At 52.0% G+C, this 13,510-nt stretch carries 8 protein-coding genes and 2 pseudogenes; 1 reads left to right on the plus strand and 9 read right to left on the minus strand.

Annotated features, from left to right (window positions below; all coding sequences use genetic code 11):
• A pseudogene (locus G4923_RS18420) lies at positions 1-576 on the minus strand (IS1595 family transposase); the annotation flags it as partial.
• A gap of 25 nt (positions 577-601) precedes the next feature.
• Between G4923_RS18420 and G4923_RS18425 the strand changes: the two are divergent.
• Positions 602-1,369: pseudogene (locus G4923_RS18425) on the plus strand (IS5 family transposase); the annotation flags it as partial.
• A gap of 156 nt (positions 1,370-1,525) precedes the next feature.
• Here G4923_RS18425 and G4923_RS21470 read toward each other — a convergent pair.
• The 8 genes from G4923_RS21470 to G4923_RS18465 form a co-directional block, all read right to left on the minus strand.
• Positions 1,526-1,639, minus strand: a complete 114-nt coding sequence (locus tag G4923_RS21470) for a hypothetical protein (RefSeq protein WP_478209568.1) — start codon at positions 1,637-1,639, stop codon at positions 1,526-1,528.
• A 187-nt stretch (positions 1,640-1,826) separates the two neighbouring features.
• Positions 1,827-2,984, minus strand: a complete 1,158-nt coding sequence (locus G4923_RS18435; protein ID WP_163137928.1) for a hypothetical protein — start codon at positions 2,982-2,984, stop codon at positions 1,827-1,829.
• Complete coding sequence (locus tag G4923_RS18440) at positions 2,984-4,675, minus strand: AAA family ATPase (RefSeq protein ID WP_163137929.1); 1,692 nt, start codon at positions 4,673-4,675, stop codon at positions 2,984-2,986. The genes G4923_RS18435 and G4923_RS18440 overlap by 1 nt, the downstream gene beginning before the upstream one ends.
• Positions 4,675-6,027, minus strand: a complete 1,353-nt coding sequence (locus G4923_RS18445) for a restriction endonuclease subunit S (protein WP_163137930.1) — start codon at positions 6,025-6,027, stop codon at positions 4,675-4,677. The genes G4923_RS18440 and G4923_RS18445 overlap by 1 nt, the downstream gene beginning before the upstream one ends.
• Before the next feature lie 11 nt (positions 6,028-6,038).
• Positions 6,039-7,577 carry a class I SAM-dependent DNA methyltransferase gene (locus G4923_RS18450; RefSeq protein ID WP_163137931.1) on the minus strand — a complete coding sequence of 513 codons (1,539 nt, stop codon included), beginning with the start codon at positions 7,575-7,577 and terminating at the stop codon, positions 6,039-6,041.
• Between the two features lie 14 nt (positions 7,578-7,591).
• Complete coding sequence (locus G4923_RS18455; protein ID WP_163137932.1) at positions 7,592-8,662, minus strand: Fic family protein; 1,071 nt, start codon at positions 8,660-8,662, stop codon at positions 7,592-7,594.
• A gap of 143 nt (positions 8,663-8,805) precedes the next feature.
• Entirely contained in the window at positions 8,806-12,321 is a 3,516-nt protein-coding gene (hsdR, locus tag G4923_RS18460) for a type I restriction-modification system endonuclease (RefSeq protein ID WP_163137933.1), read from the minus strand.
• 2 nt (positions 12,322-12,323) lie between these two features.
• Positions 12,324-13,262: a restriction endonuclease gene (locus G4923_RS18465; protein ID WP_163137934.1), complete on the minus strand. Its 939-nt coding sequence runs from the start codon at positions 13,260-13,262 to the stop codon at positions 12,324-12,326.
• Between the last annotated feature and the right edge of the window lie 248 nt (positions 13,263-13,510).

Below are 13,510 nucleotides of genomic sequence, written 5' to 3' on the forward strand. Positions count from 1 at the left end.
CCAGCCCGGTCCTGAACCACCATCACCGGGATGTAATCCGACCCTGTGCCTCGGGTACGGCCTTTGCCCCCACGATGGCGGGCCGGGCGGGGCAAACCACGTTGCCCTTTAAACGACTCCAGGAAGAAGGTCTCATCGACCTCGACGATACCCTCCCCGTGCCGCCTGGTGGCTCGCCATGGCTCTCAGGAAGCGGTGACGCCACAAAAAGGCGGTGTTTTTACAGACCCCGCAGCGGACGGCAGCCTGTCGCACGGTCAGCCCGTCGATGAGGGCCTGGGCATAGTCTTCCCAGCACTGTGCCTTGCGAAGCCGGGCCAGCGGCGTCTTGGTGAGAACGGAGCTGGTACGCAGACACTGCTTGCAGCGATAGCGACGCAGCCCTCGACTCCAGCCCCAGGGAGCCAACTGCGCGGCCTCGGCCTGGCAGTGAGGGCAACATTGGCAAGGGGGGAGTTGGGTGGCTAAAGAGGTGATGGGGTGAGGGGCGGTGAGTTCATGTTGCGCAAGGCGACGCTGGCGCAAGGTGAGCAGTGGGAAGAGAGAGAGTAGATGTTGAAAGGCTTGGGTATCCATGATGGAGGCCCTCAGGGTGATGACCTACTTCAAGGTTAGCCTTTCAACACATAACTGGGACAGCGCCATTTTAAAGCTACCCTTGCGGGCGGTGCAGGGTCTGCTCGACTCTCTGTTTGAGCTGATGAACGTGCCATTATGCGCACCTGATTTCAGTTGCATCAGCAAGCGAGCCAGCACGGTCAAGGTACCATACCGGCAACCACCCAAGTGTAAGGTCACCGATTTGGTTATCGATTCCACTGGCCTGAAGGTGTTCGGCGAGGGCGAATGGAAGGTGAGAAAACACGGCCATGACAAGCGTCGGGTCTGGAGCTAGTTGCATCTGGCGGTGGACCCGGCGACCCACACTATCGTGGCGGCAGAGGTCTCGCTGGAGAATGTCCATGATGCCGAAGTACTGCCCACCTTGCTCAAGCAACTGCGGCGTCAGCTGGGGACTATTTTTGCCGATGGCGCGTATGACACCAAGGATTGTCATGCGTTGATAAGGCAGAAGAACGCCACGGCGTGTATCCCGCCCCGTCAGAATACCGGTTTATGGGAGAAAAGCCACCCGCGTAACGAGGCGGTACTGGTCATGCGCAAGGAGGGGCTGGCGTACTGGAAACGGGTTTCTGGATATCATCGGCGGTCATTGGCAGAGACGGCGATGTATCGGTTCAAGCAGTTGATGACGGGGAAGCTGAGTTTGCGCAAATACAATGGTCAAGTGGGTGAAGTGATGGCCTATGTGTGTGCGGTGAACAAACTGAACGGCCTTGGTTTGCCCGTTAGAAAGCCCCAAGAGTAGCTATCGCTTGGGGTTGGGGATATTGCGCTCTGATGGCTGATTTAGAAAACAACGCCTTCTTAATCATGGGTGGATGGCCTTATGTATTCTGGGCGGTTGTGGTATCAGAGTTGACCCCCTTTGATAAATGTGATCGACGGGCGTACGAGTTTTCACCTAGTCGGTCAGATGCTCGATCTTAATGTCGAGAGCATCAGCCAGTTGCGTGAGTTGCTGGTGGCTTAACCGGTAGCCGGGTTGCTCTATAGCCACCAGCTCACTCAAGGGCATGCCCACCCGAGTAGCCAACTCATCCTGACTTAGATCGCGGTAGATGCGCCAGGCAGCCAGCAGTATCCCTGCTCAATTTGCAGTTCTACCACCTCGTTGGGAAAGTAGATTTCGTCTTCATTCATTGTGATTTTCCTTGTCTGATGGCCTGCTGACAAATCGACGAGCACTTTCGTTGATTGCCAAATTAATAGCCAAACTCAGCTCGCATATCTACTTGAGAAATCTGTCTCTCTTTCCAGTTTAATAAAGACCATATCCACATTAGATATTCGCGATCTTGATGACTTAGATATTCATATACCCGATGCCACCAGATTCGCCACTCTGACTTCTGATAGTCTATTGGTAACCCTCCAGAATATCTTCTTAATTGTTGGATAAAGTCATCGAAGTCATTCTCTCTGTATCTAAGGTCAGCTGGGATTCGAACAAAAAAATTAGATTTAATATGTGCTTCCACTCGGCTTGGAACTTGATATACATCTTTCCATACTTCAACTTTTTGAGCAATGTCTACAGGTTCATTTTCAAAAATAACAGAGACCGATAACAAAGGCTCTTCAAACTCATCAGGCGAAACTTCATCTTGGTGACTAAATTGAAGCTGCATTCTTGTGTATTGATAACAATGGTCTTGGGAAGGTGGTAAAGGATAAAAAGCTATTCGACGTTGACTACTACGGTTATGGAGTAAGTCACGAGCGCCTTTTGCTTTACTATTACATATATGACAAGTGGGGATGAAATTACCTGGATGCACTGAATAAATGGGATATTTATCCTTGCAAAGAATATGATCGTAATCAGCTCTCCACTGTTCATCATCACTAATATCGTTTCTGTTTTGTGAGAGCTGTGAGGTGCCACATAAAGAGCAAAGCATGGAGTTATTGTTGGCGCGGAAAAAACTCTGAAAGTGTTGTTCTATGCTTTCACCTGCTTGTTGCTTTGTCGCAGCTATATCTTTGGTTTTTGTAAATAAGTGAGTAGTTAGAGACTTAAAGGCATCAAATAGTTGTTCATTAACAAGTGTTGGTAAGATGGTCGATGTGTTATCAAAGAAATGATGAATATTCTGCGCATTTGAAACCTTTCTATACAATGCTGCTCTTTCAAATTGGCCCTCAGGTAAGTTATTCCAAAGAGTTTCAAATTTTTCTCTTGTTGGTGCATTTGACCAACAAGCACTTCTTTTCTCCTCTCCATCATGTGGAAACGTTCCAAATAAATTATCATCAAATGATTCAGCCGTTATACTTTTTTTAAGAAAAAATAATAATTCATCATTCAATACCTTAAAAACCTTACAGAGAGGTGTCTGTTGAGCAAGAGAAAATAACATTATTTATCCAACCTTTTCAACAAATAAGCTTTTTCCATAGACTCACCAAGATTACTTTCAATCCATTCAATTGTTGCTTTTGATTTTTTTTGGTCCTGATCGTGAGGAAGCCGTTTCTTAACTTCGTTTACGACAGTTTTTGAAATAAGAGAACGAAGGCCAAAATATTGCTTTATGATGACATCAAATGAAGCACCATACGTCTGGGCCTCAATGGGCTCGACAGATATTGAACCGTCATTCTGGCGCTTGAAGAAAAGAATATCATCTTTTTTCAAAGATGAAATCATAAATGGAGAGTGAGTTGATAAGAAAATATGAGATGACTTTTCGCTGTTTCCAGCAAGCGAGATAGCATTACTGAGATGGCTATGAAAGTATGTTCTCCATGCCGGATTGAGATGAGTTTCTGGCTCATCTAATAAAAATAATGAATTATTTGAACTAAAAATTCTAACTGAAGCAAGGATTTGTATTAATTGAGCTTCACCATCGGAAAGATCATCAAAATTCACTTCTCTTCCCGCTCCATCCGACATGATTAGCTCTGTCACAGACAAAGGCATTTTAGCCTTCAATGGTTTTTTAACAGTGCCAATGAAATTGTCTTTTTGTAGCTTCAATCGAGTGTCATATTGCCATTTTTTTACGCCAAGTAACTGTAGCTTGTATAACCTTTCGAAAAATATAACAGGGTCACTATAGTTAGACTCTCTCAGATTTGAGATTACATTGTGGTCAGTTAAATCTAATGTTATCTGACCAGCAAGGTAATCCAGATTAATAAGCTCATATTGCTCATCAGATGCTCTTGCACCGATGCCATGAAACATCCCTTCACCAGCTATTCGGATCAGCATTTGAATATCCCGAATGGCATCTTCCTCTACGACACCATTTCTAAAGTCATACTGAAATGTAACTCGTACAGGATACTTAAATGTCATTTCATCTAATAGCCGGCTAATCTCATCGGGAGGCAGTATCGACAAACTGGCCAAAACCAAGCCAGCACTATCATAGTCAAGATAGATCATTCTACTAAGGGCCGTATCTGATTCGGATAGCTCTGTATAACCACCTTGTCCTATTTCATCGCCAGGCATTAAACTAAAAATGTTTGGATGTTTAATAAAATATTGTTTGTTAATTTTTTCAATTTCTTCGAAGCTTGCAGCTGACAAAATTTTACGACGATTGAGACGAATACGTTGTATTTCAAAATACTGAACCGCATTCCTCATAAAACTACGCTGAAGATTCTCGTTTAGGCCAGAGGAGTAACCTATTACATATGGAAGATTGATGTCAGATATATTAATCTCTCGCCAATCACCACCATTGCATATATATGAAATAGGTTCTTTTTCGCTCTCCTTCAAAACTATTTTAAATAGTAATTCAGAACCAATACCATCAGAATGACTGACTAATGGGTCAAGCGTGCCATTTACTTTGGATTTGAATGTTAATTCAAATCCAAAGCCAAGATCTGTTTTTACTTTAAAATCAGCCCGCTGAACACGCTCTATAAATGAGAAACATTCACCAATCAATTCTAGTAGCTGCGATTTCCCTGAACCATTTAAACCGATCAGTGCAATCACTTGGCCGTTAGAATAAGAGAAGTCGAACTTATTGTAATTCAATCCTTTGTACTGGCCATTTAATTTCAACGAAAGTAAGCGCATCAACGTTTCTCCCTGCTATTTTTTTTTAGACCTTTTCTTTCATCTTTAATGCAGGCCAGCAGGGCCTCGGCGCTATTTTTACCGCTGATCAAGTCGGGGTTAGCGGCGCGCCAGTCTGCCGTCAGCTCGCCACGAAATGCCTTAGCCAGGATGGATTGGGTTAGGTTATTAACCTTTTCCAACGCAGCTTTGGTCTGTTGTTCGATGGAGTCGGCATAGGCAAAGATCTGTTCTACTCGGCGGACTATTTCGGTTTGCTCAGCAGGAGCAGGTAGCGATATTGGATATGCAGCTAGTTTTTTAGCATTGATATTTGACTGACTTACACCATCAGACTTGACTGCGTAGCAATAGGCTCTTGCCGAAGGACTGTTCAAATGGTAATTCAAAAATTCAGGGTTGAGTGCTGGTAGGCAGCTTATTTTAATTAAGTAACCTGCATATATAGCAGCTCTTTCGCCTCTGTATATAGAGGTTTTACCAACCAGTTCTGGGCTGTTGGTCCGATTAAAAAGCACATCCCCATATTCCAGATTGTATTTTTCTATTTCAATACTATCTGTGGTATATACAAGATCAGCCCAATCCAACTTGCCATTTTGCAGATTACCCATTCTCAAAACTGGCACTAATCCCTCTTTTTGTGACTTTGCCGATGAACCATAAGTAGGCTTATTGATAAAGTCACCTAAAACGCCATCTAACCACGGCGTACTATCATTTTTAGTCCGCCACTCTTCAGTCAATTTTCCACTGACCGCAGCAGCCAGGACGGATTGACGGAAACGCTTAAGGATTTCCGGGATGCGAGCAAGGCTGGCTTGGGTTGCTTCCACCTGAGCCAGTAGGGTGTCGAGTCGGTTGGCGATCTCTTTTTGTTCTGCCAAGGAAGGGACAGCTAAGGTTAAAGTTTCAATGTCACTTTTTCGAATTGAGGGTACAGTTGTTGATCTCGATGCCTCAGAAAGATCAATTGTATTCATAAAGTGATATATGAAACGGCATGATTCAGTAATACTAGGTATTACTGCCATGACATTATTATCAGCTAAGCCCGGCTTAATAACAAACGCTCTGCGATTAAGCTTTATTGCCTCCCCAATTTTCGCAAATAATGTCACACCTTCTTCAAATATCTCTCCTTTAAGTTCATCAGCTTCGTATTGATCAACGTAATGCCCTGCTGAATCGGCCTTTCCATTATTATTTCGCACCGCATTTGATACGTCACTAACCTTATAAACGGGGTATAGACCATTTTGCTTACCCTGATATTTTTTGGGAAAACCTATGCCACTGGTTACTCTAACTAAATCACTTAGCTGAGCTGCGACCCAGTTTTCAGTAGTCATGGAAAGCCCCATTACCCCACCCCCTCTAACGTCTTAATTAGCGCTTGCAATTCAACCAACGCAGTGTCCAGTTCATCCTTGGCCTGATTGGCCAATTCCAGCGGCTCGGGTAAGTCGGCGGCATCGACGCTGTCTTTATCCTTCAGCCAGCTGATATCGAGGGAATCGCCCTTGCTATCGCGGATCCAGTCCCGGCTAAAGCTGCGCCAGCGGCTATGGGCCAGTTGCGGATCGGTATTCTGGTTGGCGGGATCATCGGCCAGCTCGATCTGCTCGGCGCCAAAGCTCCATTCGCCCTCGCTGCGCGGGCTCTGGCCATTGGGGTCGGTACCATAGACGGTTTCAAACGGTTTGAGGTGGGCTTCGGTGAAGGGGGTGCGCTTGCCAAAGCTCGGCATATTGGTGCGCAGGTCGTAGACCCAGACTTGCTTGGTACAACGCTCCTGCTGGTGGGGATCCTTGGCGCTGCCCTTCTGGAAGAAGAGCACATTGGTCTTGACCCCCTGGGCGTAGAAGATGCCGGTGGGCAGGCGAAGGATGGTGTGCAGGTTGCACTTGTCCATCAGATCGCGGCGCACCTCGGTGCCAACCCCGGCTTCAAACAGCACGTTGTCAGGCAACACCACGGCGGCGCGACCACCAGGCTTGAGGCCACGGTAGATATGCTGCAAGAAGGCGAGTTGCTTGTTGCTGGTCTTGTAGGTGAGGTCATCGCGGTTGATGGCTGCCTCTCCCCCCTTGGCGGTACCAAAGGGTGGGTTGGCCAGCACGATATCCACCTTGGCCAGATTGGCACCGACCAGACCCAGGGCGTTGCCGAGATGGACTACCCCCTCTTCATCCCCTTCCATACCGTGCAGCAGGCAGTTCATCAGCGCCAGACGGCGGGTATTGGGCACCAGCTCGACCCCGATAAAGGCGCGGTTCTTCTGGAACGCTTGCTCTGCCTTGCTGAGGTCGTAGAGATCGTCGGTCTGCTCCTTGATGTATTGATCGGCGGCGATTAGAAAACCGGCGGTCCCGGCGGCGGGATCCTGAATGGTCTCCCCGACCTTGGGCTGGATGCAGCGCACCATGCTGTTGATCAGGGCGCGCGGGGTGAAGTATTGACCGGCGCCGGATTTGGTTTCGCCAGCATTTTTCTCGAGTAATCCTTCATAGAGATCCCCCAGCCCATCTTGTTTGGCGCTGAACCAGTCGATCTGGTTGAGGGTCTTGATCATCTGCTCCAGGTGGCGCGGCTCGCGCAGGCGGGTCTGGGCATCGGCATAGATGGCGGCGATCAGGGGATCATGGTCTTTGGAGAGATCCACTAGCATCTGGCGATAGTGGTTGATGAGGTTGATGCCGGAGCGGTTCGCAAGCTCCGGCCAGCGGCACTGCTCTGGCAGGGTGTGGGCGGCCAGAATGCCCGCCTCTTCGTTCTCGTGCACCATCTTGATAAAGAGCAGTAACACCAGCTCGGTGACATAGTCGGAGTAGTTGATGCCGTCGTCGCGCAGGACGTCGCACAGGTTCCACAGTTTTTGAACGATATCGTTGTTGCTCATGAGAGTTCCGGTTATCAGCTGTGGGCCGCCAGCAGGGCGCACAGGGGCTGGTTGATATAGTAATTGCCGCGACCAATCTTCTGTTTTTGCAAGAATCCCTGCTCCACCAGCAGATCCAGATAGCGGGTGGCAGTAATACGGGTTACCCCGAGATCACCCATGACAAAGTCGATCTTGGTGTAGGGGTGGTTGAAGAGGTTGTTGAGCAGATCCTGACTGTAGATCTTGGGCAGTTGTTCGCGGATGCCCTGCTTGTAGCTGGCCATCAGCTCCTTGATGCCGGTGATGAGCGCTATGGTGCTCTGGGCCGTGTCGATCACCGCATCGAGCATGTAGAGCAGCCAGGGCTCCCAGTCTCCTGTGTCACGCACCGCTTGCAGTTCGCGGTAGTAGCGCCCCTTGTCCTGGATAAAGTAACGGCTGAGATAGAGCACCGGCAGGTTGAGCAGCCCCTGAGCCACCAGATAGAGCAGGTTGAGGATGCGGCCGGTGCGGCCATTGCCGTCATAGAAGGGGTGAATGCTCTCGAACTGGTGGTGGATGATGGCCATCTTGACCAGGGGGTCGGCATCACACACCTCGTCGTCATTGATATAGCGCACCAGGTTGTCCATCAGGGCTGCTATCTCGTCGGCGTGCTGGGGCGGGGTGTAGATCACCTCGCCGGTGCGGGCATTCTTGAGATCGGTGCCGGGCAGACGGCGCAAGCCAGCGCGGTTTTTCTCCAAGAATTGCTGCACCGCCAGTATGTCGGCCAGCCGGATCAGCTGCTGACGGCGCACGGTGGCAAAGCCCTGCTTGAGGGCGGCGGCATAATCTTGTACCTCTTTGGTGGCCGGATTGACCGCCTCTTCAAACAGGTTGGCGCGGTAGAGATCATCCTGGGTGGTGATGATGTTCTCGATCTCCGAGCTGTTTTTTGCCTCTTGCAGCGACAGGGTGTTGATCAGGATCCCCTCGTTGGGGATGCTGGCGGCCACCCCTTTGAGTTCGGCCAGATAGCGGTGAGCCTCGGCGCTCTTCTTGAGCACGGCGCGGCTCTCCAGCTCGGCGATATTGGCCAGCGGCAGCGGGGTAATGGGCATAGAAAGTCCCCTTTTCTGTATATGGCGGCGATTGTATGTATAGAAATTTTAATTTTCTATACATATTTCCGGCCGCATAGATAAAAAAGTCCCTTTTCTAACGCTATGCCGATGAGCTTTGGTAAAAACACGGCGGCTACTCATCAGGCTGCCTGCCAGAGTGCGTCGCCAAGCTGCTCCAGCAGCTGATCTAGCTGCTTGCCAAGCAGACCGTCGAGCCTTTTAGCGCCGCCGTCATCGGCGAAGCGCTCGTTGATAAAGTCGCGATCGACAATAACCTCGTGCACCAGCTGTTTGGCCAGCCGTTCCAGCCATTTGCGCTGGATGGGCGTCCAGCTCCGGCTACTGTAGATCTGCTCCATCGCCAGCCGTACCCGCTCGCTATAGGGGATAAGCGGCTCGCCAAGGGCAGCGCGACGTATGTGACCAATGATGCTGGCGGCGATATCGTGATTGGTCTTGCTGCGCCAAGCACTCTGCAAGTTGGCTTCCTTGAAACCAGCGCCATCGAGCAGCAGTTTGATCTCTTTGAGCTGGGCTCGAGTGAGGTTGCGCGGGGCATTGACCACCGCCATCAGCGCAGCATTGCTGTTAACCTGCTGGCGGATGAAGTCGGCGAAGCCATCCAGATAATCCTCTGGCCTGCCATAGGCGCCGTAGCTCTGCTCGCGCAGGGTGAGCCTGTCTTGATGATCTGAAATGACTGGCCGATATGCACTGCCCACCAGCTCTTGAACCTGTGCCAGTTCGCTGAGCAGGGTTACGTGCTGGCGCAAGAAGGCGCTGGCCTGTGTGGGGCCAAGCTGGTGGAGGTGTTGGTGCAGTTTGCCAGGATCGACGCCCCACTCCTCCCCCAATTCCGCCAGCTTCTGCTGCAGGGCAGGGTGGCGATCCGCCTTGCCCTCTGCCTTGCGCAGCACCCGCATCAGCTTCTGGCTAAGCTGGCTTAAAATGGTGTCGGCCTGGCTCTGGCCCGGCTCGTCTCCCGCTACGCTGAGGGATTGTTCCAGACAGCTCTCATCACACAGCTCATCAACCAGCTGCGCTAGGGTGATATCGGGGTTCTTGACCAACGGTTGCATGGTATTGACCTCGGCCAACGCGGCATAGATATCCACCGGGTCATAGATGCGAAACACCGTTTTGCCTATGTCATCACAGCGACGGGTCGCCCGCCCCATCATCTGTTCATAAAGGATCCGTGACTTGACCCGACGCATAAAGACCAGATTGCAGATCCGCGGTACGTCGATGCCAGTGGTAAGCAGATCCACCGTGATGGCGATATTGGGGTAGCGCTCGTTCTTGTAGCGGCTGATCAGGGTGCTCACCTTGTCGCTTTTGCCGGTGATTTTGGCGACCGCCTCCTGGTTATAGCTATTGCCATGGAGCTCTTTGAACTCGGCATCCAGTAGCCGCTTGACCATGTCGGCATGGTTGTCGGTGGCACAGAAGATCATGGTCTTCTCATCCCCGAAGGGATCCAGCTCTTGTGCAAGCGCATGACAGATGACCTGATTGAAGGATTCGTTGATCACCCGCTTGTTGAAGGCATCCACCTCGAAGTTGAGATCGTCTTCCAGCTCAGCGGTCTCAATCTCGCCGGTACGGGTATCGATGGCGGTCACCCGTTCGCCCTTGTTGAAGTTGATCCCCTTCTCGGTCAGCTCAGTCTGGAAACGGATCGGCGATTCGTGGTCGATCAGCCAGTCATCGGCGACTGCCTCACGGTAGGAGTAGAGATAGACCGGCTTGCCGAAAATCTCGCTGGTGTGTTTCGCTGGGGTGGCGGTGAGGCCAATTTTCACCGCATCGAAATAGTCGAGCACCCGGCGGTAGCTTGACAGATATTGCGCCGCATCGCGGGTGGAGAGCTCCCCTTCGGTCATCTCCTGATCCAGAGCGTAACCCCGGTGGGCTTCGTCCACTATGATGCAGTCGAACTCATCGATCGGCGGTTGGCTATCACTGGCGAAGATGCGTTTGACCATGGCCTGCACGGTAGCGACCTGGATGCGGGTCTCGGCTTGTGCCGCCATGTCTCCCAGTTCGGCGATGGTGTAGGCAGACCACAAGGTCTGATTCTGTTCGAGGCGAGCATCTTTGAACGCATCCAGGGCTTGGCCGCCCAGTGCGGTTCGGTCCACCAGAAAGAGGATGCGGCGAAAACGCTCTGCTTTGAGGAAGCGATACATCAGGCCAATGATAGTGCGGGTCTTGCCCGTGCCGGTGGCCATCGCCAGCAGGCAGTTGCGCTGATCCTGCTCCAGCGCAGCCTCCACCGCTTCGATGGCTTTCTGCTGATAGGGCCTCACCTTGAGGTAACCAAAATCCTCTTGCTTGAGTGTCTGCTCGGCTTGTTCGCGGCTGCGTTTGAGCAGATCCAGTAGCCCATCCGGCGAGTGAAACTCTTGCAGTGCTCGGGCCAGATTGCTCGGGTGGCGGGCATCGCGAAACCAGATGCCGGACTGCTCAGCCAGCTGTTTGACAAAGGGGCGGCCGTTGCAGGAGTAGAGATAGGGGAGCTGATACTGCTCACCTTGACCATCGGGCCAGGAGGATGAGCGCCCCTCCAGAGCCCAGGGACTGACCATAGAACCCGAGAGGGCAAATCCCTTGCTGTAGCGCCCCGCCTGAGGGATCTTGCCTGCCACATTGGTGTTCATCTTTTTTGCTTCTACGGCGGCAATCGGCATCAGGCCGATGAAGAGCACGTAATCGGCCCGCCCCTTCTCCCCATTATGCTCGGTTGGCCATTCGGAGATGGCCATGTTGCGCCCCTTCTGCGGACGCACGCCCTTGCGGTAATCAAGCTGTTCGGAGTCCGCCTCCCAGCCTGCGTCCTGCAACTGCTGATCGATGAGAATACGGGTGCTGCTCTCGTCGAGAGAGAGGGTATCGGTGATCCGTTTGGCCTTGCTGGCAAACCCTTGCAGAGCCAGTGCTGCCTGCTTCTTTGCCTCGTCACTTTGCTGCTGCAATTGCTGTTGCAACTCGGCAAGGCGGCGTTCGAACTCCTGCTGCTGGGCAGAAAGCGCCTGCTGGTGGGCCCTGGCCTGGGAGGCAAGCTCTCTGGCCTCGTTGTCCATCAACTCAGCCAGCTCCTGATATTCCTGCTTCTCCCGCGCCAGCAACTCGGCCAACTCTTGATTCTGATCGAGCTGGCTGCTGGTATTGGTGAGCTCATCTTGAAGTCTGGCTATCTGCTCCTGCAATTGGCGCAGCTCGGCGCTGGGATCGTCGGGGACGATAAAGGCGGCAGGATTGAATTGCTCGCTCCCCTTGCCAAAGAAACGGTGATACCAGACAGTCAAGTCTCGCGCGACTTTTAGCCCGGCCAGCGCCTCCTTGTGACGGGTCTTGAATTGATGCACCGCATTATTTCCCGCCTTGCGCAGCCCATGGAACAGATTCGTCACTATGGGATCCAGCGACAGCTCACGGCCAATCAGATAGAGCAGCTCGGCCTGTGTGGTCTGTGGCTGGGCGGCAATGCCACAGCGCATGGCAATATCCTGGGCCAGGGCCTCGCTCAGTTGGCGCAGCTTGACCAGAGTCGTGTTGGGATCACCGGCGAATGCCCGTTCAGCCCCCTGCGCCAGCTCAAGCAGAATGGGGTCATGGGCCTTCAGGAAATAGAAATTGCTGCGCTCGGTCATGGTCAGTCTTCCAGAAAGTAATCCGAATCCAGGGTCTTGATGGTGAGGGTCTGGCGTGTGGTGACGCCAACGCCGTATTCGATCATCAGGGCGGCAAGACGGGCACCGTCGATCAGCACGATGCGTTTCTCAATCAGCCCGACATACTCCTGCGCCTCACGGCTAAAGCTGGAGGTGGTGATAAAGACCCCCTTGCGGGCCTTGTGCAGATCAAGCGCCCCCGCGAAAGACTGGATCTCGGGACGCCCGACGGTTTTATCGGTGTAGCGCTTGGCCTGCAGGTAGATGGAGTCGAGCCCCAACCGGTCTTCCTTGATGATGCCATCGATGCCGCCATCGCTGCTGTAACGAGTGGTGCGGGCGGCATCCTGCTGACTGCCGCCATAGCCCATGGCCACCATCAGATCCACCACCAGCTGTTCGAAGAAGCGCGGGGAAAGGCCAAGAATCTCGCTAAGCAGGTCATCGGCAAGGGAGCGATTGATGGCAGTTAGCGCCTGTTCAATTTGCTCTTGAGGGGTGCTGGCCTGCTCCGGTGTTGGCTTGTCTGTCGGGGTCGCCATGGCTTGTTGCGTATCGCCTGCGCTCTCACTGGAGGCCAGGGTAAACGCCACGAACTCGTTGAATTGGGCCAGATAGTGGTTGTCGATAGCACATCCCGAGACTAGCGCCGCCTTACCCCGTTCTGTGATAAGGCAGATGCCCCGCTTGGGCTGTTCGATGAGACCAGCTTTGACCAGATAGGTCTTGGCCCAGCCAACCCGGCTGCGCAGCGTGGTTTGGCGGCCACTTGGCAAGATGTCGGCCAACTGCTCCGGGGTAAAGGCATAGTGCTGACAAACCAGCTCGAATACCTCACGCAGAGGGCGGGCGATACCATCGGCCAATACCTTGAGCACTGCTGGCATCATGGCTTCATAGCTGGGCAGGGTTTCTTTCATCGGGCGACCAGATCGATATAAAACAGGCGCTTATCTTGTCACAGCGACCTGCTTGGGGCCAGTGGATGGCATCTGGAGTGTGCGGGAGGTCATCTAACAGAGGATTGCTGGTGGACTTAGCCACCAGCGCTTTCTTTTTGAGTTACCAATAGAGAGGTTTAAAATACCTAGTCGCTCTTGATATACCTCATCAGGTCCAGGCCTCAGTAACTTCAGTTAAAGGCTCTCTGTAGTGGTCTAATCATCCC

Origin of the sequence: Aeromonas rivipollensis (genome assembly GCF_010974825.1) — a bacterium.
Taxonomy (GTDB): domain Bacteria; phylum Pseudomonadota; class Gammaproteobacteria; order Enterobacterales; family Aeromonadaceae; genus Aeromonas; species Aeromonas rivipollensis.